Source organism: Acidaminococcus massiliensis, from assembly GCF_900095825.1.
GTDB classification, from domain to species: Bacteria; Bacillota; Negativicutes; order Acidaminococcales; family Acidaminococcaceae; genus Acidaminococcus; species Acidaminococcus massiliensis.
Map to the genome: position 1 here is coordinate 166,767 of NZ_LT608315.1, position 25,137 is coordinate 191,903.

At 53.9% G+C, this 25,137-nt stretch carries 22 protein-coding genes; 6 read left to right on the forward strand and 16 right to left on the reverse strand.

The features are described 5' to 3' along the window. Positions 1 to 41: 41 nt before the first annotated feature. From BQ2657_RS00945 to BQ2657_RS00970, 6 genes are all read right to left on the reverse strand, one after another. Positions 42 to 1,937 (reverse strand): TonB-dependent receptor plug domain-containing protein, encoded by a 1,896-nt coding sequence (locus tag BQ2657_RS00945; protein WP_075578959.1) that lies wholly within the window; start codon positions 1,935 to 1,937, stop codon positions 42 to 44. 137 nt (positions 1,938 to 2,074) lie between these two features. After that, on the reverse strand, positions 2,075 to 2,812 hold the full coding sequence (gene truA, locus BQ2657_RS00950) for a tRNA pseudouridine(38-40) synthase TruA (protein WP_075578960.1): 738 nt from the start codon (positions 2,810 to 2,812) through the stop codon (positions 2,075 to 2,077). Then, positions 2,809 to 3,615, reverse strand: coding sequence for an energy-coupling factor transporter transmembrane component T family protein (locus BQ2657_RS00955; protein ID WP_075578961.1), 807 nt, complete (start codon positions 3,613 to 3,615; stop codon positions 2,809 to 2,811). Before BQ2657_RS00955 ends, truA begins: the two co-directional genes overlap by 4 nt. Next, a complete protein-coding gene (locus BQ2657_RS00960) occupies positions 3,609 to 4,472 on the reverse strand; it encodes an energy-coupling factor transporter ATPase (RefSeq protein ID WP_075578962.1) in 864 nt (287 codons plus the stop codon). The genes BQ2657_RS00955 and BQ2657_RS00960 overlap by 7 nt, the downstream gene beginning before the upstream one ends. Beyond that, positions 4,457 to 5,293: an energy-coupling factor transporter ATPase gene (locus tag BQ2657_RS00965; RefSeq protein ID WP_075578963.1), complete on the reverse strand. Its 837-nt coding sequence runs from the start codon at positions 5,291 to 5,293 to the stop codon at positions 4,457 to 4,459. Before BQ2657_RS00965 ends, BQ2657_RS00960 begins: the two co-directional genes overlap by 16 nt. A gap of 243 nt (positions 5,294 to 5,536) precedes the next feature. Next, positions 5,537 to 7,081 (reverse strand): AbgT family transporter, encoded by a 1,545-nt coding sequence (locus BQ2657_RS00970; RefSeq protein WP_075578964.1) that lies wholly within the window; start codon positions 7,079 to 7,081, stop codon positions 5,537 to 5,539. Positions 7,082 to 7,313: 232 nt separating this feature from the next. On the opposite strand from BQ2657_RS00970, the gene BQ2657_RS12755 reads away from it, so the two are divergent. After that, entirely contained in the window at positions 7,314 to 7,946 is a 633-nt protein-coding gene (locus BQ2657_RS12755) for a hypothetical protein (protein WP_143224816.1), read from the forward strand. Positions 7,947 to 7,998: 52 nt separating this feature from the next. Here BQ2657_RS12755 and rpoC read toward each other — a convergent pair whose 3' ends face one another. The 6 genes from rpoC to rplU all read right to left on the reverse strand — a co-directional run bounded on the left by rpoC (position 7,999) and on the right by rplU (position 17,452). After that, a complete protein-coding gene (gene rpoC / locus BQ2657_RS00980) occupies positions 7,999 to 12,027 on the reverse strand; it encodes a DNA-directed RNA polymerase subunit beta' (RefSeq protein ID WP_075578966.1) in 4,029 nt (1,342 codons plus the stop codon). A 16-nt stretch (positions 12,028 to 12,043) separates the two neighbouring features. Next, a complete protein-coding gene (gene rpoB / locus BQ2657_RS00985) occupies positions 12,044 to 15,778 on the reverse strand; it encodes a DNA-directed RNA polymerase subunit beta (protein WP_075578967.1) in 3,735 nt (1,244 codons plus the stop codon). 288 nt (positions 15,779 to 16,066) lie between these two features. Then, on the reverse strand, positions 16,067 to 16,453 hold the full coding sequence (locus BQ2657_RS00990; RefSeq protein ID WP_075578968.1) for a hypothetical protein: 387 nt from the start codon (positions 16,451 to 16,453) through the stop codon (positions 16,067 to 16,069). Positions 16,454 to 16,511: 58 nt separating this feature from the next. Beyond that, entirely contained in the window at positions 16,512 to 16,802 is a 291-nt protein-coding gene (gene rpmA, locus BQ2657_RS00995; RefSeq protein ID WP_012937737.1) for a 50S ribosomal protein L27, read from the reverse strand. Positions 16,803 to 16,807: 5 nt separating this feature from the next. After that, entirely contained in the window at positions 16,808 to 17,137 is a 330-nt protein-coding gene (locus BQ2657_RS01000; protein ID WP_075578969.1) for a ribosomal-processing cysteine protease Prp, read from the reverse strand. A 3-nt stretch (positions 17,138 to 17,140) separates the two neighbouring features. Next, positions 17,141 to 17,452: a 50S ribosomal protein L21 gene (rplU, locus tag BQ2657_RS01005; RefSeq protein ID WP_075578970.1), complete on the reverse strand. Its 312-nt coding sequence runs from the start codon at positions 17,450 to 17,452 to the stop codon at positions 17,141 to 17,143. Between the two features lie 259 nt (positions 17,453 to 17,711). On the opposite strand from rplU, the gene BQ2657_RS01010 reads away from it, so the two are divergent. Genes BQ2657_RS01010 through BQ2657_RS01025 form a run of 4 tightly spaced genes read left to right on the forward strand, consistent with a single transcriptional unit; the run spans position 17,712 to position 21,419 of the window. After that, on the forward strand, positions 17,712 to 18,716 hold the full coding sequence (locus tag BQ2657_RS01010) for an ABC transporter ATP-binding protein (protein ID WP_075578971.1): 1,005 nt from the start codon (positions 17,712 to 17,714) through the stop codon (positions 18,714 to 18,716). After that, entirely contained in the window at positions 18,713 to 19,573 is an 861-nt protein-coding gene (locus BQ2657_RS01015) for an ABC transporter permease (RefSeq protein ID WP_075578972.1), read from the forward strand. Before BQ2657_RS01010 ends, BQ2657_RS01015 begins: the two co-directional genes overlap by 4 nt. After that, the gene (locus BQ2657_RS01020) at positions 19,554 to 20,351 is read left to right on the forward strand and encodes an ABC transporter permease (RefSeq protein ID WP_075578973.1); all 798 of its coding nucleotides are present in this window, start codon (positions 19,554 to 19,556) and stop codon (positions 20,349 to 20,351) included. Before BQ2657_RS01015 ends, BQ2657_RS01020 begins: the two co-directional genes overlap by 20 nt. A gap of 6 nt (positions 20,352 to 20,357) precedes the next feature. Continuing rightward, the gene (locus BQ2657_RS01025) at positions 20,358 to 21,419 is read left to right on the forward strand and encodes a polyamine ABC transporter substrate-binding protein (RefSeq protein WP_075578974.1); all 1,062 of its coding nucleotides are present in this window, start codon (positions 20,358 to 20,360) and stop codon (positions 21,417 to 21,419) included. Positions 21,420 to 21,516: 97 nt separating this feature from the next. Here the strand turns inward: BQ2657_RS01025 and BQ2657_RS01030 are convergent, their stop codons facing one another. The 3 genes from BQ2657_RS01030 to dapF all read right to left on the reverse strand — a co-directional run bounded on the left by BQ2657_RS01030 (position 21,517) and on the right by dapF (position 24,157). Next, positions 21,517 to 21,966 carry a hypothetical protein gene (locus BQ2657_RS01030; protein WP_075578975.1) on the reverse strand — a complete coding sequence of 150 codons (450 nt, stop codon included), beginning with the start codon at positions 21,964 to 21,966 and terminating at the stop codon, positions 21,517 to 21,519. A 24-nt stretch (positions 21,967 to 21,990) separates the two neighbouring features. Next, positions 21,991 to 23,190 (reverse strand): LL-diaminopimelate aminotransferase, encoded by a 1,200-nt coding sequence (locus tag BQ2657_RS01035; protein ID WP_075578976.1) that lies wholly within the window; start codon positions 23,188 to 23,190, stop codon positions 21,991 to 21,993. A gap of 82 nt (positions 23,191 to 23,272) precedes the next feature. Beyond that, the gene (dapF, locus tag BQ2657_RS01040; RefSeq protein ID WP_075580932.1) at positions 23,273 to 24,157 is read right to left on the reverse strand and encodes a diaminopimelate epimerase; all 885 of its coding nucleotides are present in this window, start codon (positions 24,155 to 24,157) and stop codon (positions 23,273 to 23,275) included. 196 nt (positions 24,158 to 24,353) lie between these two features. On the opposite strand from dapF, the gene BQ2657_RS01045 reads away from it, so the two are divergent. Further along, complete coding sequence (locus BQ2657_RS01045; RefSeq protein ID WP_075578977.1) at positions 24,354 to 24,809, forward strand: nuclear transport factor 2 family protein; 456 nt, start codon at positions 24,354 to 24,356, stop codon at positions 24,807 to 24,809. Between the two features lie 42 nt (positions 24,810 to 24,851). Here BQ2657_RS01045 and BQ2657_RS01050 read toward each other — a convergent pair. After that, positions 24,852 to 25,137 (reverse strand): winged helix-turn-helix transcriptional regulator (locus tag BQ2657_RS01050; RefSeq protein WP_083236121.1); only part of this gene is annotated, 286 nt, incomplete at its 5' end.

Sequence of the window (25,137 nt, forward strand, 5' to 3'; positions counted from 1 at the left end):
CCGCTCTGTACTCTTCACTCTGCACTCTTCCTTTTTTGTTGTCAGAACGAATATTCCGCCCCGACGATGATCCGACGGCCGGGCATGGGGTAACTGTCCTGACCAGCCACTACGCCGCCCTGTTCTGCGTAGGCTGCGTTGTTCAGATTGTAGAAATTGGCGAAGCCGGTCCAGCTCTGGTCAAATTTATACCGGGCAATGAAATCCATGGTCAGGTACCGGTTTTCTCCATATTTGGTTTTGCTGAGCCCATTGGCCGCCCTTGCCCGGAGGTTCAGGTTCCATTTGGTGTCATGGTACCGGACACCGGCCTGGTAGTAGTTGGGCGCATAGTTTTCATCCCGGACATATCCGGTATCGTTCCGGTCGTTTTCTACCTTCACGTAGGTGTAAGAAGCGTCCACATCCCACAATTTATTCAGCTTATGGGTCACTGTCAAGGATAGGCCCCGCTTCTTCTGCCGATCGATGTTTTCGGCATAGCTGTCATAGTTGGGCATCAATTTCCAATTGATGGCATTGTGGAGATTGCTGTAAAATGCGCTGATCCCCACATCCGTCTTGGGATCCGTCTTGAAATTGTACCCCAGAGTATATACGTTACCCGTTTCTGCCTTCAGGTCCTCATTGCCTACGTATTTGCCCCACATCCCATAATCTACGAAATAATAGAGATCATCGATGGTAGGAGTCCGGAACACCTGGTTCCAGGAGAAGTAGGCATTGCTGTCTTTGCTGAACTTCTTGTTGATGGCAGCACTGCCGGTGGTCCGGTTGCCGCTGCGGCTGTGATCATCATACCGGATCCCAGTATTCAGCTGCCAGGTAGGGGCGAATTTCCACTGGTCCTGGAGGAAAATCGCTTTGTTATTATAGCCTTTTTTGCCCCGGTAACTGGTTTCGTTATGGGCCTTGGCATCCCGGTATTCCAAGCCTCCTACCAGGGTATTGGTATCGGACAAGACGAAGTTCTGCTGGCCTTCGATGCCCCAGTCCGTTTCGTCCATGCCCCCCTGGTTGAAATAGCTGTAATAATTCCGGTAGGCCTGGAGATATCCGCTGTTCCCGGCGTCTCGGTTCCAGTCATAGCGCAGCCCTACATTGTTGGTCTTTTTGTTCAAGTGGGAAGGGAAATAAGAAGTCACGCTGTAGGGATTGTTCCCTTCCATGATGGAATAGTCGTAATTCAGGGTCAGACCATCGCTTGCGGTAAAGTCATGGGTCAGCTTCAGGGAAATGTTGTCCTGGGTATAATTGGACTGTCCCGGCCATTTCTTGGTATCCCCATTGGTATCTTTGTATTTGATGTAGGAAGCTTTGTTCCGGCTGGCCGCCACCTGGATGCCGTTTTTGTCCACTTTGCCCCCTACAGACAGGCCCAGGTCCTGGCTGCCCCAGGAACCGTACCCCACCCGGATCTTTCCTGTGGTCTCCTCGGGAGTCTTGGTGATAATGTTGATCACGCCTCCTACGGCATCGGCGCCGTACAGGGTGGAAGCGCCCCCCTTCACCACTTCGATCCGCTCGATCATGTCCACTGGCGGCAGGGTATGGGCATCAAAAGTAGACTTGGCCATACTGCCCATACTGTTGTTGAACCGGCGGCCGTCCACCATCACCAGCACCCGTTCATCCCCGTTGAGCATGATATGGGATTCATAGGCTCCCACCCCGTTCTGCATCACACGTGCCCCGGGCACATCTTCCAAGGCATCGGTAACGTTCCTGTAGCCCCGGTCAGAGATCTGCTGGCTGGTGATCACCGTTACATCCGCCGGCGTATCGGCCTTGGCATTCTTCAGCCGGTTGGCCGTAATGACGACTTCTTCCGGTTTTCCTTCCGCCACAGGCTCTTCTGCCCAAGCCACTCCGCTGCTTCCCAGTGCCAAGGCAGCCAAAACTGCCCCGGTCAGCTTTTTGTTCCAAAGAGTTTTCATTTCCGTACTTCCTTTCGTTTCATGTCCTAGTACTCTCCTAGTGTACCGTATAAAGAAAAATACCGCAAATAGGCGGAAGCTATGGATTTCTATAGATTAAAGTTATAACAAAAGGAGCTGCTGCAGAGCAGCAACTCCTAATAACTCACGTGCATCAGATACAGCCCCTGGGGCGGGGCAGCCATGCCGGCCTTTTTACGGTTCCTGGCGGCCAGGACCTGGGCGAAATCTGTTTTGTCCCATTGTCCTGTCCCCACCCGGACCAGACAGCCTACGATGTTCCGAACCATACGGTACAGGAATCCGTCTCCGGTGATGGTGAAGGTGTACAGTTCCCCATCCTGGACCCACCGGGCATCTGTCAGGGTCCGCACCGGAGAGGTATCCTGGCTCCCCTGGTTCTTGAAGGAGGTAAAGTCATGCTTTCCCAAAAGCAGGGCCGCCGCCTGGTTCATGGCCTCCACATCCAGTTTCTCCCGGATCTCCCAGGTGGTATTCCGCTGGGTGGGGTCCGGCAGAGGAGAATAATAGATTTTGTACTGGTAGGTCTTATCCACCGCGTCGAACCGGGCGTGGAAGTCATCCCGGACCACTTCCGCCTCCCGGATGGCGATATCCGGCGGCAGATGGGGCTCCAGGGCCCGACGGTAATTTTCCGGAGGGATCCGGGATTCGGTGGCAAAGGAAATCACCTGGCCCAGGGCATGGACCCCCGCATCCGTCCGGCCGGCGGCTTTGATCAGGATGGGCTCCTTCAGCACCTCCGTCAGGGCCTTTTCCAGCACCTGCTGGACCCCCACCCCGTTTTTCTGCCGCTGGAATCCCTGGTAGTTGGTCCCGTCATAGGCTACGGTAGCTTTGATGGTCCGCTTCATGCCGGGAGCCCCCATCTCAGGAAGGCCAGCAGGGCAAAGAGCCCCAGCATCACCAGACCGGTCAAGGCATCCCCCTTGCCGTAGACCAGTTCATGCATCCGGGTCCGGCCTTCTCCGCCCCGGTAGCACCGGGCTTCCATGGCCAGGGCCAGTTCGTCGGCCCGGCGGAAGGAGGAGATGAACAGAGGGATCAGGATGGGCAGCATGTTTTTGGCCCGCTTCATGATGTTCCCGGAAGAAAAGTCCGCACCACGGGACATCTGGGCCTTCATGATCCGGTCCGTCTCTTCCAGCAGGGTGGGGATGAACCGGAGGGCAATGGTCATCATCATGGCCAGTTCATGGGCAGGCACACCGATTTTCTTGAAGGGCCGGAGCAGCGATTCGATGCCGTCGGTGAGCACAATGGGCGAAGTGGTGAAGGTCATCAGGGAAGACACCAGGAGCAGCAGCACCAGGCGCAGGGACATCTTGACCCCCAGCACGATTCCTTCCTTGGTGATGGTGAGGAATTTCCACTGCCACAGCACTTTCCCCGGGTCCGTGACAAAATGGATCACCATGGTCAAAAGGATGATGATCCACAGCGGCTTGATGGACCGGAGCAGGAGTCCGGCCGGCAGTTTGGCCAGGGCCGCCCCCACCACGATGAACCCGATGAGGATCCCGTAGGAAAGGGGCGAATTGGCCAGGAACACCATGACCATGTAGAACAGTACCGCCAGGATCTTGGTCCGGGGATCCAGCCGGTGGATGCAGGAATTCCCGGGATAGTACTGTCCCAGGGTAATGTCTGTCAGCATGCTTTCCACCCCTTTGCTTTGTCAATGGCCCGGATCAGTTCGGCTTTGGTAATGGGCGTCCCTTCAATGGGGAGTCCCTGCTGCCTGAGTTCTTCTGCCAGCTTCACACTTTCCGGCACATCCACGGAAAGGGCTTCCAGTTTTTCCCGTTCATGGGTGAACAGTTCCCGGGCCGGGCCGTCCAGCTGGAGCCGGCTATCGCTCATGACCAGGAGCCGGCTGGCGTACTGGGCTGCTTCTTCCATGCTGTGGGTGATCAGCAGTACCCCCATTTTCCGTTTTTCGAAGATCTTCCGGAGCTGGCCAAAAATGCTGTCCCGACTGATGGGGTCCAGACCGGCGCTGGGTTCGTCCATGATCAAATAATCCGGTTCCATGGCCACCACCCCGGCAATGGCCACTCGGCGCATCTGTCCTCCGGACAGCTGGAAGGGAGACCGCTGGGCAAAATTGTCGAATTCCAGATCCACGAACTCCATGGCACTGCGCACCGCTTCTTCCACTTCCGGTTCCGTCTTCCCTTGGTTCCGGGGACCGAAAGCTATATCTTCATAGATGGTTTCCGCAAACAGCTGGTGTTCCGGATACTGGAATACCATGCCCACCCGGTTCCGGGCGGCTTTGGCTTCCGGCGTCTTGGCGGCCAGGTCCACCCCGTCCACCAGCACTTTCCCGGCCATGGGATGGAGCAGCCCGTTGAGATGTTCCGCCAGGGTGCTCTTGCCGCTGCCAGTGTGGCCGATGAGGGCCACGAATTCCCCCTTTTCCAGGGTGAAAGCCACATCATCCAGGGCCTTCTTTTCCAGGCTGGTGTGGGTCATATAGGTATAGGAGATATGGTCTACTTGGATGGACATAATGCTTCACACAACTCCTTATGGGTAATGATGGGAGGCAGCTGATGGCCCTGTTTGTCCAGGGCATTGGCCACTTCTGCCGCCAGGGGACATTCCAGCCCCAGGCCCCGGATCCGGTCCACCTGGGTGAAGACTTCCTTGGGCGTCCCTTCCAGGACGATTCTTCCTTTTTCCATAGCGATGATCCGGTCCGCCAGGATGGCCTCCTCCATTTTGTGGGTGATGTACACAATGGTGATGTGTTTTTCCTTATTCAGCTTCAGCACCGTGGAGACGATTTCTTTCCGACCCCGGGGATCCAACATGGCAGTGGGCTCATCAAAGACGATGCACCGAGGTTCCAGGGCCAGCACCCCGGCAATGGCCACCCGCTGTTTCTGGCCTCCGGACAGCCTGTGAGGAGCCCGTTTGGCGTAATCCAGCATGTCCACTGCCGCCAGAGCTTTTTCTACCCGGGGACGGATTTCAGGCCCGGGGACCCCAATGTTTTCCAGCCCGAAAGCCACATCTTCCTCCACGATGGCCGCCACAATCTGGTTGTCCGGGTTCTGGAATACCATCCCCACAGTCTGGCGCACCGTCCAAAGGTTTTCTTCTATGGCGGTATCCAGCCCTCCTACCAGGCAATGCCCACTGGTGGGGGTCAGGAGACCGTTGAAATGACGGGCCAGGGTGGACTTGCCGCTGCCGTTGGTCCCGATAATGGCGACAAATTCGCCGGGGGCAATGGACAGGTCGATGCCCTGGAGCGCAGTCATTTCCTGATTTTGCCCATCCACATAGGTATGGGTCAGATTTTTCGTTTCAATGATTGGTTCCATAACTTCCTCCATAAAGTTAAATTATAGCTTTGTTTACTGGATTCAGTCAATAATAAAGGGGGTGTGAAGAAATTCACACCCCCCGTCTCGGGTCGCGAGCTTTGACGTTGCATCCATTTATTCTTTTTTCTATATGACAATAAGACAAAATCGGTGGGAATCTAAAAACCAAATCTTCGGTCTGTACAAACAAGCCCAAGACTCGTGGCCCGAGACCGTGTGTCGCCAAGCGGCACACAAAACTTACAGCACTCCAGCCGGCAGGGCAATGCCCACACCCGGTCCGAAAGGCACACCCAGCATCATCCAGATCACCAGGAAGATGATCCAGGCAATCTGCAGGACCACAGCAACGGGAATCATGTTGGAAATCAGGGTCCCGATGGCGCAGTCCGGCATGTATTTTTCCTGGGCCACACTGAGGATCATCCAGATATAGGGACTCATGGGGGTGAAGCAGTTCCCCGGGGAGTCACCCAGCCGGTACAGCAGCTGGGTAAAGCCGGGATGGTATCCCAGCAGCATGAACATAGGGACGAAGATAGGTGCGAAAATAGCCCACTTGGCGGAGCCGGAAGAAACGAAGATGTTAACGAAAGCGGAAATCAGGATGAAAGCAATGCACATAGGAACCCCAGTGAAGCCCACGCCTTTCAGGAAGTTGGCTCCGCTGATGGCCAGCAATGTCCCCAGCTTGGTCCAGTTGAACAATCCCTGGAACTGCCCGCAGAAGAAACAGAACACCACATAGGCCCCCATGCCGCTCATCTGTTTCACCATGGCGGAGTTGATGCTCTTCACAGTGGTAAACTTTCCGGTAGTCTTCCCATAGACGATGCCAGCAATGCTGAACAGGAAGAACAGCAGCGGGATCAGTTCTTTCAGCATCAGGGAGCCCACCACCGTCACTCCGTCTTTGGAAAGGATCTGGGTCTTGAAGCCGATGATGACGATGATGATATATACCAGGCAGGCCAGGCCGGCATTGTGCAGGCCCTTGATTTCCAGAGGGGTCACTTCATCCATCAGAGCTTCTTCTTCCGACCCTTCATATTTGGGGAACCGAGGCTCGATGATGTGGATGGAAACCCAGCCGATGACAGCGCCGCAGAGGAAGGTGGAGACAAAGAGGAAATACCAGTTGCAGGTCACGTCCACGGCAAACAGTCCAGGTGCCCCCAAGAAAGCATCAATGGCCTGGTTGGTCAGGCCCTGGAGCAGCGAGTCGGTCCCGGCCACCATCAAGTTGGCCGTGAACCCGGCCTGGGCTCCGGCATACCCCACCATCATGCCCACCACCGGGTGTTTCTTGACCCCGATGTACACAATGGCAGCCAGAGGGGGAATCACGATCATGGCCGTATCGGAAGCAATGTTCCCGCAAGTCCCTAAGAAAGCGATCAGATAGGGTACGACCCCAGGAGGCACGTTCTTCAGGGATCGTCTCAAGAGAGCCACCAGGAGCCCAGATTCTTCACAGAACCCGATGGCCATGGTCATGGTGATGACCAGACCCAGAGGGGCGAACCCGGTAAAATTCTTGACCAGATTGGTGAGGAGCCACTGGACCCCGGCCTTGGAAAAAAGGTTTTGGGAAACAACGGCCTTCCCTGTTGCAGGGTTGGTCAGGCTGAAGCCCGTACTGGTGAGCCCTGCACCAATAACGGCTGTAATGAGGAATAAGACCACGAACAAGATAGCGGGCGGCGGCAGTTTGTTGCAGACTGTCTCGATGGTATTCAGGAAACGGTCCACCCAGGTTTTCTTGACTGCATCTTTTGCGACCATTGATTGACAACCTCCTTAAAAAAATATTACTCAATACAGTACCAAGATACTGCATTACAGCCTGAAACATCAAACGTTTTTTATTCAAATTGTATTATTGTTTATATAATATCATGTTTTTACAAACCTTGTCCAGCCTTTCTTTCTCCTAGACAGGCCATCTTTTTCTATGTTATAATTTGAACAAGTTTTTTCTTATATTTTTGTAATTCAAAAGGGGTGAATATGTGAAATGAATGAAATAATGATACAGTTTTTTCCCAATATGACCGTATGGAAGCTACATTCCTTCAAAGAATACTTAATTTTCTTCCTTCTGCTCCTGTCTGGCTTCCTTTTTTTCCATGGGTGGATCAATCGGCTCCGAAAAGCCAGGACTCCAGCAGGAGCAAAAAAACGTGTCTTAAAAGCTGTAAAGACCGGCTCTCATGACCGATATTATTATTTTTCTTTTAAAAATGGTGGATTATCCCCAGAATCGACTTGTATTCTGCTTCCCCATGATGTGCTTCTCCTCAGGATCATATCCAAAGGGTATCAGATTAAAGGTTCGGAGTATAGTGAACAATGGTTGTTTAAAGATAATTCTGAAAGTATATCCGTTCCCAATCCATTGACTATATTGGAGCACGAGAAAGATAAGCTGGAAAATCTGCTGAAAACAGCCAAAATCGCCTTTATAAGAGTCCATATTTTTGTCATTGCAGCAGATAACTATGCAGCTCCCATCTTCTATCTGGATGGACCTTCCCGATCCAAAACCCTGAGCCTTCCGGAGCTGAAGCAATGGATCCGGCAGCGGGACCTGGATCCCCTGCCAGAAGAAAAGCAGCAGGAAATCCTGGCACTGCTGCAACAAAAATAAGGTGCTGCATGTGTGAAAATCACACATGCAGCACCTTATTTTATGATTCCGCTTATTTCTCTGCAGGCTGTTCTGCAGGCGTTTCAGCAGGCGGTTCCTCGCTGACTTCTACCGGGCGGTGGAGTTTCAGCTGGATGTTCCGGTATTTGGGCATGCCCGTACCGGCCGGGATCAGTTTCCCGATGATGACGTTTTCTTTCAGGCCCAGTAGCGGATCCACCTTGCCTTTGATGGCAGCATCGGTGAGGTTCCGGGTGGTTTCCTGGAAGGAAGCGGCAGACAGGAAGGAATCGGTGGCCAGAGAGGCCTTGGTGATCCCCAGCAGGATGGGATGACCGGTAGCCGGCTGTTTCCCTTCGGCCAGCACTTCGTCGTTCTCATCTTCGAACTGGGCAATGTCCACCACGGAGCCCGGCAGCATATTGGTATCGCCGGCTTCGTCGATCTTGTACTTCCGCATCATCTGACGGACCATGACTTCCACGTGCTTGTCGTTGATTTCCACGCCCTGGGACTTGTAGACGCCCAGTACCTGCTGCACCAGATAATGACGGGTAGCGGCAGGGCCGGAGATCCGCAGGATATCATGGGGGTTCAGGGAGCCTTCGGTGAGCCGGTCGCCCACTTCTACTTTATCCCCTTCGGCCACATGGATCTTGGCACCGTAAGGAATGTGGTAGGATTCGTCGGTTCCATCTTCCTTATGGATGATGATGAACCGGCCTTCTTCCTTTTCCTGGATTTCTACGGTACCAGCCACTTCTGTCAGGATACCAGGATGTTTCGGTTTCCGGGCTTCGAACAATTCTTCGACACGGGGAAGACCTTGGGTGATATCGTCCGCACCAGCAACACCGCCGGTGTGGAAGGTTCTCATGGTCAGCTGGGTACCCGGTTCGCCGATGGCCTGAGCAGCGATGGTGCCGACGGCTTCGCCCACTTCCACCTTCTTGGCAGTAGCCAGGTTCCGGCCATAGCAGGCACGGCAGACCCCGAAATGGGATTTGCAGGTCAGTACGGAACGGATCTTAACTTTCTCCCGCAGGTCGGCGATCACATCAGCCATATCTTCGGTGATGTAGTCATTGATGTGGTAAATCACTTTGCCATCCTTGTCGGTGATGTCTTCGGCCAAGGTACGGCCCACCAAACGATCCCGCAGGGATTCCAGCACGGTGCTCTTGTTTTTCCCGGAAGTGATGGCTTCCACATAGACGCCGTCCACTTCATTGTTCCGGATCTTCAGTTCTTTTACGGTCCCGTCTTCCAGGATCTTTTCGATCACGTCAGCGGTGAACTTGTCGCCAGCCTTGGCCAGGACTTCGTCCTTTTCGTTGACGATGTCTTCTTCCACCTGTTTGTCCAGGAAATGGTGGGTCATATGTTCCCGGAAAGCACTCTTGACCTTTTCTTCCGGCACGTTGATGGCCAGGGTTTCCGGTTCTTCATTGCTTTCTTCATCGGCCGGATACAGGCTGATTTCCAAGATCCGGGCAGCCATCAGACGGTCAAAGACTTCTTCCGTGACCACCGTATCGGCTTCTGCCAGGATGGAATCATCTTCCGGATTCATCACACTGGCGGCCAGGGTACGTCCCACCACATATTCCTTCAGCTTGTGCTGGCTGGACCCCAGGACGGCCTTGCAGAAACGGGCCCGTTCCCGGACCAGGTTCATGCCGGTCACATCGCAGTCGTCTTCCCGGACGATAACGTCCTGGGCAACGTCTACCAGACGGCGGGTCAAATAACCAGAGTCAGCCGTACGCAGTGCAGTATCGGTCAGACCTTTCCGAGCACCATGGGAAGAAATGAAGTATTCCAAGATGGTCAGGCCTTCACGGAAGTTGGATTTGATAGGACGGTCGATGATCCGGCCGGAAGGGTCAGCCATCAGACCGCGCATGCCGGCCAGCTGACGGATCTGCTGCACGTTACCACGGGCACCGGAATTGGCCATCATGTACACAGGGTTGAAAGGATCCATGGTGTGCTTCATCAGGGCATTGGCCACGTCTTCGGTGGCTTTATCCCAGATGGCGATGACCTTGCGATACCGTTCGTCATCGCTCATGAGACCGCGGTTGAAGATGGTTTCCACTTTATCTACCTGCTTTTCAGCGGCAGCCAGGATGGAAGCCTTTTCTTTCGGGATCTTGATGTCGGAAGCGGCAATGGACAGGCCGGATTTGCAGGCGTTGTCATAGCCCAGCTTCTTGACGATATCCAGCACCCGGGCGGTGCCGAAGTTGCCATAGAGCTTGTGGGCTTTAGCAACCAGACGGCCCAGTTCTTTCTTATCGATCAGTTTGCCCAGGAGCCAGGTCCCGTCTTCCTGTTTAGAGTAATACCGCATTTCCACAGGCAGTTCGGAGTTGTAGATGATGTTGCCCATGGAAGTGGTCACCAGGCTTTCGCCCTTGTCGGAGGGTTCCGGGAAGATTTCCGCATTGGGGACCTTCACCTTGATCCGGGCCTGGAGGTCGATCACATGGTTAAAGTAAGCCAGACGGGCTTCGTCGAAGCTGATGAACCGGCGGCCTTCCCCTTTGGCCCCATCCTTGAAGATGGTCAGGTAGTAGGCTCCCAGAACCATATCCTGGGTAGGAACGGTGATGGGTTTCCCGTCTTTGGGTGCCAGGATGTTGTTGACGGACATCATCAGCACCCGGGCTTCTGCCTGGGCTTCAGCAGACAGCGGCAGATGGACGGCCATCTGGTCCCCGTCGAAGTCGGCGTTGTAAGGGGTGCAGACCAGAGGATGCAGTTTGATGGCCCGGCCTTCGGACAGGATCGGTTCGAAAGCCTGGATGCCCAGTCTGTGCAGAGTCGGGGCACGGTTCAGCAGTACAGGATGTTCCTTGATTACATCTTCCAGCACATCCCAGACGGCGTTGGTAGCCCGTTCCACCATCCGTTTGGCGCTCTTGATGTTGGTGGCGGCGCCGGTTTCCACCAAGCGCTTCATCACAAAGGGCTTGAACAGTTCCAGGGCCATTTCTTTCGGCAGGCCGCACTGGTGCATCTTCATTTCAGGCCCTACCACGATTACGCTACGGCCGGAGTAGTCCACCCGTTTCCCCAGCAGGTTCTGACGGAAACGGCCCTGCTTCCCTTTCAGCATATCGGACAGGGATTTCAGAGGACGGGTGCCGGGGCCCGTTACGGCACGGCCGCGGCGGCCGTTGTCGATGAGGGCATCCACGGCTTCCTGGAGCATCCGTTTTTCGTTCCGGACGATGATGTCCGGAGCCTGGAGTTCCTGGAGCCGTTTCAGACGGTTGTTCCGGTTGATCACCCGGCGGTACAGGTCGTTCAGGTCACTGGTGGCGAACCGGCCGCCATCCAGCTGGACCATGGGGCGCAGGTCGGGAGGGATGACCGGGATCACGTCCATGATCATCCATTCCGGTTTGTTGCCGCTCTTCAGGAAAGCCTCGCACACATCCAGCCGGCGGACGATGTTCCGTCTCTTCTGGAGGCTGGTCTCGGTCTTCAGGGCAGCCCGCAGTTCTTTGGTCAGTTCTTCCACGTTGATTTCATGGAGCAGTTCCTTGATGGCTTCTGCCCCCATGCCCACCCGGAAGGTAGGACCATATTCATCCAGTTTTTCCTGGTATTCTGCCTCGGTGAGCAGCTGTTTCTTGGTCAGATTGGTGTCGCCCGGATCCAGGACGATGTAGCTGGCAAAGTACAGGACTTTTTCCAGGGCTCTCTGGCCGATGTCCAGGATGGCACCCATCCGGCAGGGAATCCCCTTGAAGTACCAGATGTGGGAGACAGGAGCGGCCAATTCGATGGACCCCATCCGGTCACGGCGGACCTTGGAACGGGTGACTTCCACGCCGCATTTGTCGCAGACCACACCCTTGTAGCGGATGCGTTTGTACTTGCCGCAGTGGCATTCCCAGTCTTTGGTGGGCCCAAAGATCCGTTCGCAGAATAAGCCGTCCCGTTCCGGTTTCAGGGTTCTATAGTTGATGGTTTCCGGTTTGGTCACTTCCCCGTGGGACCAGGCTCTGATCTTCTCCGGAGAGGCCAGACCGATTCTCATAGAATGAAATTTATTTACGTCCAACAAGAGCACTCACTCCTTCCTACTCTGCATCAGACCCGTTGTCATCGCTGTCATCATGGGAATCGTCCAGATCCATATTCCCGATATCGGCAATCACATCGAAGTCGCTGCCTTCCGGCTGGTCTTCATCCGGGCTCAGTTCTTCTTCACCATTCTGGGCAGGGTTCTCCTCCCCTACATTGGCTGCCGTATGGGGAGCCTTATTGGCCATGTCCATATCCAGCTCTCTGGCAATGTCACCCATTCCGATATCTTCGTCTTCGTCATCCAGATCGATTTCGTCATCGTCTTCATCCAGCACCTGGATATCCAAGCCGATGCTCTGCATTTCCTTCACCAGTACCTTGAAGGATTCAGGCACCCCCGGTTCAGGGATGTTTTCGCCCTTCACGATGGCTTCATAGGCTTTCACACGGCCTACCACGTCATCGGACTTGACGGTAAGGATTTCCTGCAGGGTATAAGCAGCCCCGTATGCTTCCAGGGCCCACACTTCCATTTCCCCGAATCTCTGGCCGCCGAACTGGGCTTTACCACCCAGAGGCTGCTGGGTAACCAGGGAGTACGGACCGGTAGACCGGGCATGGATCTTGTCCGCCACCAGATGGTGGAGTTTCAGGTAGTAGATGCAGCCCACGGTGACCGGGTTGTCGAAAGGTTCCCCAGTACGGCCGTCGTACAGTGTGGTCTTTCCACTGGGATCCACTCCAGCCAGCTGCAGGGTCTTTTCCATATCGTCTTCCCGGGCGGAATCGAATACGGGCACAGCCACCGGCACCGCATGGTCCACAGTTTCCGGCATGCCGTACTTGTCCACATCGTAGCCGGCTTCTTTCAGCTCGCCTGCCAATTTCGGGTCTCCGGATTCGATCCGCATCCCCAGGGCACAGGCAGCCCAGCCCAAATGGGCTTCTAGGATCTGCCCGATGTTCATACGGGAAGGTACGCCCAGAGGGTTCAGTACGATCTGGACCGGTTCGCCGTTGGGCAGGAAGGGCATGTCTTCCCGAGGCATGATCCGGGAGACAACACCCTTGTTCCCGTGACGGCCTGCCATCTTGTCCCCTTCGCTGATTTTCCGTTTCTGGACAATGTGGACACGGACCTGCTTGCTGACGCCAGGAGGCAGTTCGTCCCCGTTTTCCCGGGTGAAGATCTGCACGCTGACGATGATCCCGGATTCCCCGTGGGGCACCCGCAGGGAGCTGTCCCGGACTTCCCGGGCCTTTTCGGCAAAGATGGCCCGGATCAGTCGTTCTTCTGCGCTCAGTTCCGTCTCCCCTTTAGGCGTGACTTTCCCTACCAGGATATCTCCCGGACGGACTTCCGCACCGATGCGGATGATTCCATCCTCATCCAGGTCCTTCAGGGCTTCTTCCGAAACGTTGGGGATATCCCGGGTGATTTCTTCCGGTCCCAGTTTGGTATCCCGGGCATCGCAGTTGTATTCTTCGATATGGATGGAGGTGAAGACATCTTCCTTCACCAGGTCTTCGCTGAGGAGTACAGCATCTTCGTAGTTGTAGCCTTCCCAAGGCATGTAAGCCGCAATGGCATTGCGGCCCAGGGCCAGTTCGCCGTGATCCGTGGCAGGCCCATCAGCCAGCACCTGTCCTTCTTCCACCTTGTCCCCCTTGAATACGATGGGACGCTGGTTCACGCAGGTGCTCTGGTTGGAGCGTTTGAATTTCAGTACGTTGTATTCATCTACACCGGCGCCGTCGGCCCGGGTCACGATGATCTTGTCGCCGCTGACATATTTCACTGTCCCAGCGTGTTTGGCCAGGATGCAGACCCCGGAGTCCACGGCCACTTTGTATTCCATCCCGGTCCCTACCACAGGAGCTTTAGGGTTCAGCAGAGGCACGGCCTGCCGCTGCATGTTGGCCCCCATCAGGGCACGGTTGGCATCGTCGTTTTCCAGGAAAGGAATCAGAGCTGCTGCGATGGACATAACCTGTTTCGGGGATACGTCCATGAAATCTACCCGGCTGGGAGGAATGGACAGTACGTCGTTCCGTTCCCGGCAGGTTACGTGGCTGTTGACGAAGGTCCCGTCATCGTTCAAAGGTTCGTTGGCCTGTGCCACGATGTAATTATCTTCTTCATCTGCCGTCATGTAGACGATTTCGTTGGTGACTTTGCAAGTCTTCTTGTCTACTTTCCGGTAAGGGGTTTCGATGAAGCCATACCGGTTCACCACCCCGTAAGCAGCCAGGGACCCGATCAGACCGATGTTGGGGCCTTCAGGGGTTTCAATAGGACACATACGGCCATAGTGGGAAACGTGTACGTCACGGACTTCATAGCCGGCTCTTTCCCGGGACAGACCGCCGGGCCCCAGCGCGGACAGACGGCGTTTATGGGTCAGTTCCGCCAGAGGGTTGTTCTGATCCATGAACTGGGACAGCTGGCTGCTGCCGAAGAATTCCTTCACAGCGGCTACCACGGGACGGATGTTGATCAGGGCCTGGGGCGTGATCACATCGGCATCCTGGAGGGTCATCCGTTCCCGGATCACCCGTTCCATACGGCTCAGGCCGATCCGGAACTGATTCTGGAGCAGTTCGCCCACGCAGCGGACACGCCGGTTGCCCAAATGGTCGATATCGTCCTTGCCTTCCATGCCATCGATGACATTCAGCAGATAGGCGAAAGAAGCGATCACATCGGCGGGCGTGATGACCCGGACGGAAGCATCGATATCTTTGGTGACAATGATCCGTTCCGGTTTTTCCTGGTATTTCACCCAGACTTCTGCATAGCCGGGCTGGCTGTAGATGCCGCTCTGTTCCAGCTTGTCGATTTCTTCGTCCCCGATGATGGTGCCGGCCGGCAGGACCACTTCGCCCTGGCTGCCGTCAGGATTTTCGAAAGCGATGGGAGAAGTCAGTTCCTTACCCAGGAGACGCTGGCGCCACCCCAGTTTCTTATTGACCTTATAGCGGCCCACATTGGCCAGATCATACCGCCGGTTGTCAGAGAAGATGTTCTTGATCAGCTGGGCGGCATTTTCCAAGTTGGCCGGTTCGCCCGGACGCAGTTTCCGGTAGATTTCCAGCAGGGCATCGTCTTCATTTTTGGTGGTATCCTTGGCCAGGGTCGCTACCAAGAAAGGATGTTCTCCGAATGTCCGGATGATATCATCATTGGTAGGCAGTCCCATTACCCGGAGCAGCGCCGTAGCCGGCAGTTTCCGGGTCCGGTCCACACGGGCGTAGATGATGTCGTTCAGGTCGGTTTCATATTCGATCCAGGCACCCCGGTTGGGGATCACGGTGGTCCCATATAGGAATTTCCCCATAGGATCCATGTCTTTGGCGTAGTAGACTCCCGGAGAACGGACCAGCTGGCTGACAATGACACGTTCCGCCCCGTTGATGACGAAGGTACCGGTATCGGTCATCAGAGGGAAATCCCCCATGAAAACAGTGGATTCCTTGATTTCTCCCGTATCCTTGTACAGCAGGCGGACATCCACGTTCAACGGTGCCGCATAAGTGGCATCCTTTTCCTTGCAGGTCTCGATGTCATACTTGGGATCGCCAATGGTGAAGTTTTCAAAACTCAGTTCCAGGTTATCCGTAAAATCTTTGATAGGAGAAACATCCTTGAAAACGTCATGCAGCCCTTCTCTTATGAACCACTCATAAGATTTTCTCTGCAAGTCGATCAGATGAGGCATTTTCAGGACTTCTTTGATCCGAGCATAACTGTACCGGATGCGGTCGCCATTATGAACCGGCTTAAACATGTGGTCTCTCACTCCTTTTCTCTAGGCAGGTGTTCGAAGAAAGTACTAAGAATCTATTACACAAAAAAAACAAGGCAGTCAACACAATCAAGATTGATCAGCCTTGTATCCTGCAATGTCTCTCAGTCAGCATTTCGTGCTCCTCTCCTCACTTGAGCGGGAACGCGATGTCCAACCACTGAGCACTCGCGAAACCTATATATCCTGCTTTAGCAAACTTCATGGACGATAATTATATCATATAATATGGCTTTTCGCTTATTTAATATGTAAACTTTATGTGAATTTTTAATGAAATTTCTTTCCATCCCGGATCAGGCAGTTCCATTCCGGACGGTCCAGTGCCAGCCGGATCACCGTCACCAACCCATAATTGGAATTGTACCGGTAGAAGATCAGGAACCGGCCGGCAGGGTAGCACCGGATCCCTTCCAGATCCAACAGGGAATCCTGGGCATTGGCGGCCACTTTGGGGAACGTTTCCACTTCTTTCAGTACCCGGTCCAGTTCAGCCAGTTCTTCCCGGCTGCAGCAGGCTTCCGCTGCTTTCCGGTCCCGGAGGGCTTCCTGGGTAGATACCAGGTTTCCCTGGGCATCCGGCATATCTTCCTGTTCCAGGCTTTTCAGTCCCTGGGCCGCAAAAGCCCGAGCCTGTTCCCGCATGGCTTCATCCATCTTCTTTCCATCCTTCCATGAAAAAAGAGCTGCCGCAAAGCGACAGCCCTTTGGGTCTTTAAGCTTCGGCTTCCACCGGATAAACGCTGATGGTACGGCGATCCTTGCCCCATCTTTCGAAAGCGACCTTACCGGCTACTTTTGCATAGATGGTGTAGTCCTTGCCCATGCCAACGTTCTGACCCATGTGGAAACGGGTGCCGCGCTGACGGACGATGATGGAGCCGGCAGTTACCAGCTGACCGTCATGGGCTTTGGTCCCCATGCGCTGTGCGTTGGAATCACGGCCGTTGTGGGTAGAACCGGACCCTTTCTTATGAGCGTGTAATTGAAGGATTAATTCGAACACGATGTTCACCTCCTGTGTTCCTTGATCATGAGATAATCCTGGGAATAAGTCTTCTGGAGATGGCGCAGGCCGCAGACCATGGTCTTGAGGACTGCATCCGTCTTTGCATCGGGCTCATCCACCAGTCTTACCGCCAAGCTGCCGTCTTCCTGGTCAATGGAGTAGTCCACCTTCCGGTGGAGGACTTCGTTGAGGCCATTGGCGGCCACCTGGGTATTCAGGGATACAGCATAGCAGACTTCGTCGAACCCTTCCGGGCTGTACTCCGCATGCCCCGATACTCTGTACCGCCTGATCCTGCCATGCCGATTGTAGTAGATATCTACGGCAATCATGGCTTATGCTTCGATAGAAGTGATTTCAACCTGGGTGAACGGCTGACGATGACCCTGGCGTTTCCGATAGTTGGATTTTGCTCTGTATTTGAAAACAAAGATCTTGTCGGCTTTGCCCTGTTTGGCAACCTTGGCGGTCACCTTGGCACCGGCTACGGTAGGAGCCCCTACTTTCACATCGCCATCGTTGACAATAGTCAGGACTTCATCAAAAACGACTTCCTGGCCTTCTTCAACGTTCAGTTTTTCAACGTTCAGTACATCGCCTTCGCTGACGCGGTACTGTTTGCCACCTGTACGGATAATAGCGTACATATTCTGCACCTCCCTCATTCCAAGACTCGCCGAATACGGTAAACTCCTTCCGGAGTTTTTCAGGACCTCTCCGGGCGGTAGTGCCAAATTCACATTCAGCCTTGCTAGTATACTATAAGATGCCGAAAAAAGCAAGGTTTTCTTTCTGGATGGTTCCTTTTCCAGCTTTAGGAAGCAGCAATTTTTCCTGTATTCCTGGGCTGGGAAACATGCTATAATATTTGAATTGCAAACCAAAGAAAGGTCGTGGGAATCAAAGATGAAAGAAATGATTCGTCTGATGGGGATCACCAAAGAATTTGAAGATGAGCTGATCATCCCCACTCTCAATCTGACTATCTACGACGGGGAATTCGTGACCCTTTTAGGCCCCTCCGGCTGCGGGAAGACCACCATGCTGCGCATGATTGCCGGTCTGGAAACGCCCACCCAGGGCCATATTTTTTTGGATAACGAAGACGTCACCCACCTGGCGCCCTACAAACGGAATGTGAATATGGTGTTCCAGCACTATGCCCTCTTTCCCCACATGACGGTGGAAGAAAATATCCGTTTCGGACTGCTGATGAAAAAAGTTCCCCGCAAAGAGCAGCAGAAACGGATCGCCGATGTGCTGCAGCTGACCCAGCTGGAAGAGCTCCGATATCGGAAGCCTCAGCAGATGAGCGGCGGGCAGCAGCAGCGGGTGGCCATCGCCCGTGCCTTGGTCAACAATCCCAAGGTCCTGCTGCTGGACGAACCTTTGGGTGCCCTGGACTACAAACTCCGGAAGACCATGCAGCTGGAGCTGCGGAATCTTCAGCAGAGGCTGGGCATCACTTTCATCTACGTAACCCACGACCAGGAAGAAGCCCTGACCATGAGCGACCGGGTCATCATCGTCAACGGCGGCCGGATCGAACAGGATGATCCGCCGGCCAGGATCTACCAGTATCCTCGGAGCCGGTTCGCCGCCAGCTTCATCGGAGAAAACAACTTCTTCCCCCTTCCGGATGATGACAGCCGGCTGCTGTCCGTGCGGCCTCAGTTCATCAATGTCTGTGCCTTGGATGACAAGGAAAGGAAAGGACCGGAGCCCTTCCATACCGGGACCATCGAACAGATCCTGTTCTGCGGGACGTTCGACAAACTGTTCATCCGCCTGGATGACTCCCGGGATATGGTCACTGCCTACCAATATTATGAAGATTATCGGAAATGGTCTGTAGAAGACCGGGTAGGGATCTGGTGGAACACCCAAGACGGTGTCCAGGTGACGAAATGAGACGGGGCAAACTGCTGGTGCTTCCGGCCATGGGATGGCTGGGGCTTTTCTTTGCCCTGCCGCTCCTGATTGTGGTGGTGGTTTCCTTTGCTTCCCGGACGGCCTACGGACAGGTGGTCTTCCAATGGAACTTGGAAAACTACCTCCGCTTCCTGGAACCCTTGTACCTGAAGATCTTCGCCTTTACTCTGGGGACCGCATTTATCACCACACTCTGGACTTTTGCCATGGGGTATCCGGTAGCCTATACCATCGCCATGATCCTGCCCAAAAAATGGCAGCAGGCCGGGATCATCCTGGTGATGATCCCTTTCTGGATCAATTTCCTGATCCGTTCCTATTCCTGGGTCATCATCCTGCGTGCCCAAGGGCTGGTCAACACCTTCCTGCTCCATTTCGGGTTCATCGAAAAGCCCCTGGGGCTCCTATACAACAATACGGCCGTCCTCCTGGGCATGGTCTACGGCCTGCTCCCCTTTATGGTCCTGCCCATCTATGTTTCTCTGGAACAGATGGATAAACGGCTGCTGGAAGCGGCCAGTGATCTGGGAGCTTCTCCCTTCACTGCCTTCCGGAAGATCACCCTGCCCCTGACTCTGCCGGGAGTAGCAGCCGGATCCATCCTGGTTTTCATCTCTTCTTTGGGGATGTTCGTAGTCCCGGACATCATGGGAGGTGCCAAGAGTTCCCTGATGGGCAATGTGATCCAGAACCAGTTCCTGGCGGCCCGGGACTGGCCTTTCGGTTCTGCACTTTCCATCATCCTGGCACTTCTGTCCTTGGTGATGATCATCCTGTACTACAAGGCCTTGGAAGCCCAGAAAGGAGGGAAGCAGCATGAAGAAAAACTGGCGTAGTGCCACGCTGGTGGCATATTCCCTAGCCATTTTGGCCTTTTTGTACCTGCCCCTCCTGATCCTTTCCCTGTATTCCTTCAACGATTCCCGGATCAATGCAGTGTGGACCGGATTTACTTTCAAATGGTACATTTCCCTGCTCCACAATGACCGGGTCCTGGAAGCCCTGGGCAACAGCCTGCTGATTGCTGCCATCACCACCGTAGTCACCACAGTCATGGGCACCCTGGCCGCTCTGGCCCTCCACCGCTACCAGTACCGCTGCAAACTGCTGATCAACAGCCTGCTGTACCTGCCCATCCTGATCCCGGAAATCGTCATGGGCCTTTCTCTGCTGGTGCTCTTTTCCCAAGTAGGGATCCCCTTGGGCCGCCCCACCTTGATCATCGCCCATATCACCTTTTGCATCTCCTTCGTGATCATTACCGTTGGTGCTCGGCTGGAAGGCTGCCGGCAGGATCTGGAAGAGGCGGCCAGCGATCTGTATGCTACGCCTTGGCAGGCTTTCCGGTATGTGACCTTTCCCATGATCCTGCCAGGGATCGTAGCCGGTGCCCTGATGGCCTTCACCCTTTCCATCGATGATTTCGTCATCAGCTTCTTTGTGGCCGGTCCCAATTCCACCACCCTGCCCCTCTACATCTACGCCATGGTCAAGAGAGGGATCTCTCCCCAGATCAACGCTCTCTCCACCTGCATGATGCTGGTCACCATCTCCCTGGTAGTGGTCTCCCAGCTGCTGCAGAAGCGGGGCTACCACTCTTCCCGAAAGGACTGATGCTGCGTGAAAAAGATCCAATGGCTGTGCTGCCTCGTTTTGACTCTCCTGCTGCTCATGACCGCCGGCTGCGGCGAAGAAAAGAAACAGCCGGAAGAAGGGAAACAGGTCCTGAACCTGTTCAGCTGGGCCGATAATTTCGACCCGGAAGTCATCAAGGCTTTTGAAAAGAAATACAACTGCAAAGTCAACTACGACGTCTTTGCCAACAACGAAGAACTGCTGGCCAAGCTCCAGGCAGGAGGCGCCCAGTATGATCTGATCCAGCCTTCCGACTATATGGTCTCCACCATGATCAAGCTCCACCTGCTGGAAAAGCTGGACAAAAAGGCCATCCCCAATACCCGCAATCTCATGGACAATCTCCAGCATCCCCAGTTCGATCCAACGGGAGAATATTCCGTGGTATACACTTGGGGGATGACGGGCATCGTCTACAATAAGAAGTATGTGAAGACCCCACCCACTTCCTGGAACGATCTGTGGAATCCGGAATATAAGGGACGGGTCATCCTCCTCAACGACAGTCGGGAAGTCATTGGCATGGCTCTGAAGAAAAACGGATGGTCCAACAATTCCACCGATCCGGAACAGCTGAAAAAAGCTTTCCAGGATCTGGAACAGCTGGTCCCCAATATCCTGGCCTACGATACCGATGGACTCAAGCAGAAATTCATCGCTGAAGAAGGCTGGATCGGGACTATGTGGTCCGGAGACGCCTCCTTCAGCTACAAGGAGAACCCCAACCTGGGCTTTGTGATCCCCAAGGAAGGGACCCTGGTCTGGGCAGATACCCTGGCCATTCCCAAAGGAGCCAAGCACAAGGAGCTGGCGGAGAAATTCATCAACTTCCTGTTCGATCCGGAAATCAGTGCCAAGAACTATGAAGCCATTGGCTATAACGATCCCAACAGCAATGCCCGGAAATACCATTCCAAGGAATACCTGGAAGACCCCATGCTGAATACGGCCATCGCCCATCTAAAAGAGGGAGAATGGCTCCACGACATCGGGGACGGGATCACCCTGTACGACAAATACTGGACGGAATTAAAGACGATACGGTAATGGAAAAGGGGCCGTGAAGAAATGAGAGATTCATTTCTTCACGGCCCCTTTGGTCGCGGGTCAAGGCCCGTGACCGGTGCCGCTTAAGCGGCACCTCTTATTTTGCCTGTGCGTTTTGGTTGTTCTGTACCGGTTTCACTTCCACCGGAATCATGTTCAGGCCCTGGAGTTCTGCTTTCTTGCCTTTGACGCTGAACACAAAGGTCATCTGCACATTGGGAGCCTTCTTGGCATCGCCGATATAAATCAGACGATCCGCATCAGCGAATTTATCCAGACGGACCAGTTTCAGATTGCTGATACCGCCCAGCTGTTCCGTTACGCCTTTTTTCATATTGTCCAGTGCCGCCGCATTGAAGTTTTTCTGGAGAGCCGGAGAAAACCCGGTAGAAACTTCTGCCAGCTGACCTTTCCCCTGGATCAGCCCGATGACTTTCGTCGTAGTGGTTTCTTCCTGGGCCAGCAGGTCGCTGGCCGGGCTGGCAAAGCCCAGGCTGGCCATACCCAGAGACAGTACTGCCGTCAGCATCATAATGATTTTTTTCATATTCGATCCATCCTTTCCTATCTATCAGATATTGTCTTTTGCAATCCGTTCCATGGCTTCTTTGGTGCCCTCGTGAGTCCCGAAAGCGCTGAGCCGCAGATAGCCTTCGCCCATAGTGCCGAAACCGGCGCCAGGAGTCCCCACAATGGCCAGGTCATTCAGCAGATGGTCAAAATATTCCCAGCTGCCCATGCCTTTGGGACATTGTACCCACACATAAGGAGAGTATACGCCACCATAGTATTTGTACCCCTTCTTGTCAAAGGTTTCCATCATCATCCGGGCGTTTTCCCGATAGTAAGCCAGCATTTCGCCGCATTCCTTTTCGCCCACAGGAGACATAGCAGCTTCCGCGCCTCTTTGGACAATATAGTTCACGCCGTTGAACTTGGTAGTCTGGCGGCGGAGCCACATCTTATTCAGGCTCAATTCCTGTCCTTCCGGTGCCTTCCGGGTCAGCTGCAGCGGCACCACGGTATATCCGCACCGGGTACCGGTGAATCCAGCCGTCTTAGAGAAAGAACACAATTCAATGGCACAGTCCTTGGCTCCCGGAATCGCAAAAATGCTCCGAGGCACATCCGGATTGGTGATGAAGGATTCATAAGCTGCATCATAGAGGATGATGGCATCATTTTTCCGTGCATAATCCACCCATTCCTTCAGCTGTTCTTTGCTGTAGGCAGCCCCAGTGGGGTTGTTGGGAGAGCACAGATAAATGATATCCGCTTTGACAGCAGGATCCGGCATGGGCAGGAATCCATTTTCCGGTGTCCCCTTCATGAACAGGATCTTCCGGCCCCGCATCACATTGGTATCCACATAAACCGGATAGACTGGATCCGGAACCAGGACCACATTGCTGTCGTCAAACAGATCCGTGATGTTGCCGCAGTCACTCTTGGCCCCATCGCTGACAAAAATTTCTTTGATATCCAGTTCTACTCCATGGCGGGCATAATATTTCTGGATGGCTTCTTGGAGGAATCCATACCCCTGTTCCGGTCCATAGCCTCTGAAAGTTTCTTTATGGCCCATCTCTTCCACGGCTTTTGCCATGGCAGCAATGACGGACGGTGCCAGAGGAAGAGTGACATCTCCAATGCCCATCTTGATGATTTTCTTTTCCGGGTGTGCCTCACTGAAAGCTCTCACCCGTGCAGCAATATCTGCAAACAGATAGCTTTCCTTCAACTTCGCAAAATTTCCATTCACTAAAGCCATATCTGACTCTCCTTTGATGCAAAACGATGTATTCCAATGCGGAACCTTTATTTATTGTAAAGTAGCCCCGGAGGAATGTCAATTATTTCAAACTTTCTTCCAAAAGTTCTTCCGGGATTTCGATTTCCCCTTCATAAACCGTAGTGGCCGGTCCTTTCAGGGTCATGGCGTCATCCTCTCCCGTACGGACCTGGAGAAGCCCGCCTTTGGCTTCCACTTTCAGGAACTCTCCCCGCTGGCCGGCTTTGCCCAGTGCTGCACAGGTATAGCCAACAGCACAGGCGCCGGTGCCGCAGGCCCAGGTTTCTCCGCTGCCTCGTTCCCAGACCCGGAATTTTACATAGTTAGCGTCCACCACCTGGACGAATTCTACATTGGTCCGTTCTGGAAAGAGCGAAGAGGTTTCAATGACCCGCCCCACTGCTTCCACCGGTGCAGATTCCACATCTTCTACGAAGGTGACAAAATGAGGATTTCCCATAGAAACTGCTGTACCCCGCACGGTGATTTCCGTTCCATCGGGACGGGTAAAAGTCACCGGCTGATCCACACAAGTTTCTCCGGACCATTCCATGGGGATGGAAGCCACTTGGGTTTCTGCCCTTCCCATGTCCACTTCCGCCAGGACCACTTTCCCCTTTTCCACAGTCATGTGGATGGTCTTGATGCCCCCCAGGGTATCCAAGGTAATGGTATCCTTGTGTGTCAAGCCTTTATCATAGACGAATTTGGCGATGCATCGGGACCCGTTCCCGCACATCTTTCCTTCTGAAGCATCGGCATTGAACATCCGCATCCGGAAATCTGCCTTGTCCGAAGGACAGATGCAGATCAGCCCGTCAGACCCGATACCGAACCGCCGGCGGCTCACATATTCGGAAATCTTCCCCGGATTGGGCAGCATCCGGTCCATGCAGTCCACATAGACATAATCATTGCCACAGCCGTGCATTTTGGTGAATTTCATTTTCATGGAGTCTTCCCCCTCATTTTCGCTTGATTTCTTATTATATCATGAAAGTTTTTCTGCTGCACTTGTCCCAAAAAATTAAACAGTAAGGCCTGCGTCTTAGGGTGAAAAGTGAGGGTTACCTGAAAGTACCTTCTTTTTCTTTTATTTTAGTTATGTTAAACTAACTGAAGACAAAGGAGGTCGTTCTATTATGTTCAAAAAAAAATTACTGACCCTCTCTTTGGGTCTGCTGCTGTGCGGAATGGGTTCGGGAACAGCAGGAGCTGCTCCCCAGTTCAAAAACAACAAGGAGCTGGCTGCCTATTTCTGGAACCAGATCTTCAACGAGCATCACACAGCCGTCATTGACGAACTGACGGGCGATACCTATATCCAGCACAGTCCCGGGTTCAAAGATGGAAAACAGGCTTTCAAAGAAGGCATTGCCGGATTCCTGAAAGAATTCCCAGAAAGCACCGCGGAAATCAAGCATCTGGGGGCGGACGGGGACCTGGTGTTCATCCACAACCATATTAAATTGAACTCTCAGGACCGGGGCCAGGCTGCCGTGGACATCTTCCGGATCAAAAACGGAAAAATCGTGGAGCACTGGGACGTGATCCAGGATATCCCGGAAAAAGCGGAAAACAACAATACCATGTTTTAAGAAAGAGCTGTTGCCAGGGGAAAGCCCCAGGCAACAGCTTTTTTATGCCAACCAACGCCCCACCCAATGATTGATCTGCTCCATGACCTGGATGAGCTGTTCTCCTTCTGGAGAAAGACGGTATTCCACCATTCCAGAAGGATCATCCTGTTCCCGCCGTTCCACCAAATTGTTCCGTTCCAGGATCCGCAGATTTTCCGTAAGGACTTTGGCACTGATGCCAGGCAGGATTCGCTGAAGTTCCCGGAAATGGCGGGGACGGGCGGCCCGCGCCAGCAGCAGGGCAGTACGCCATTTCCCCTTCAAGACCGCCATGAAACAGTCAAAA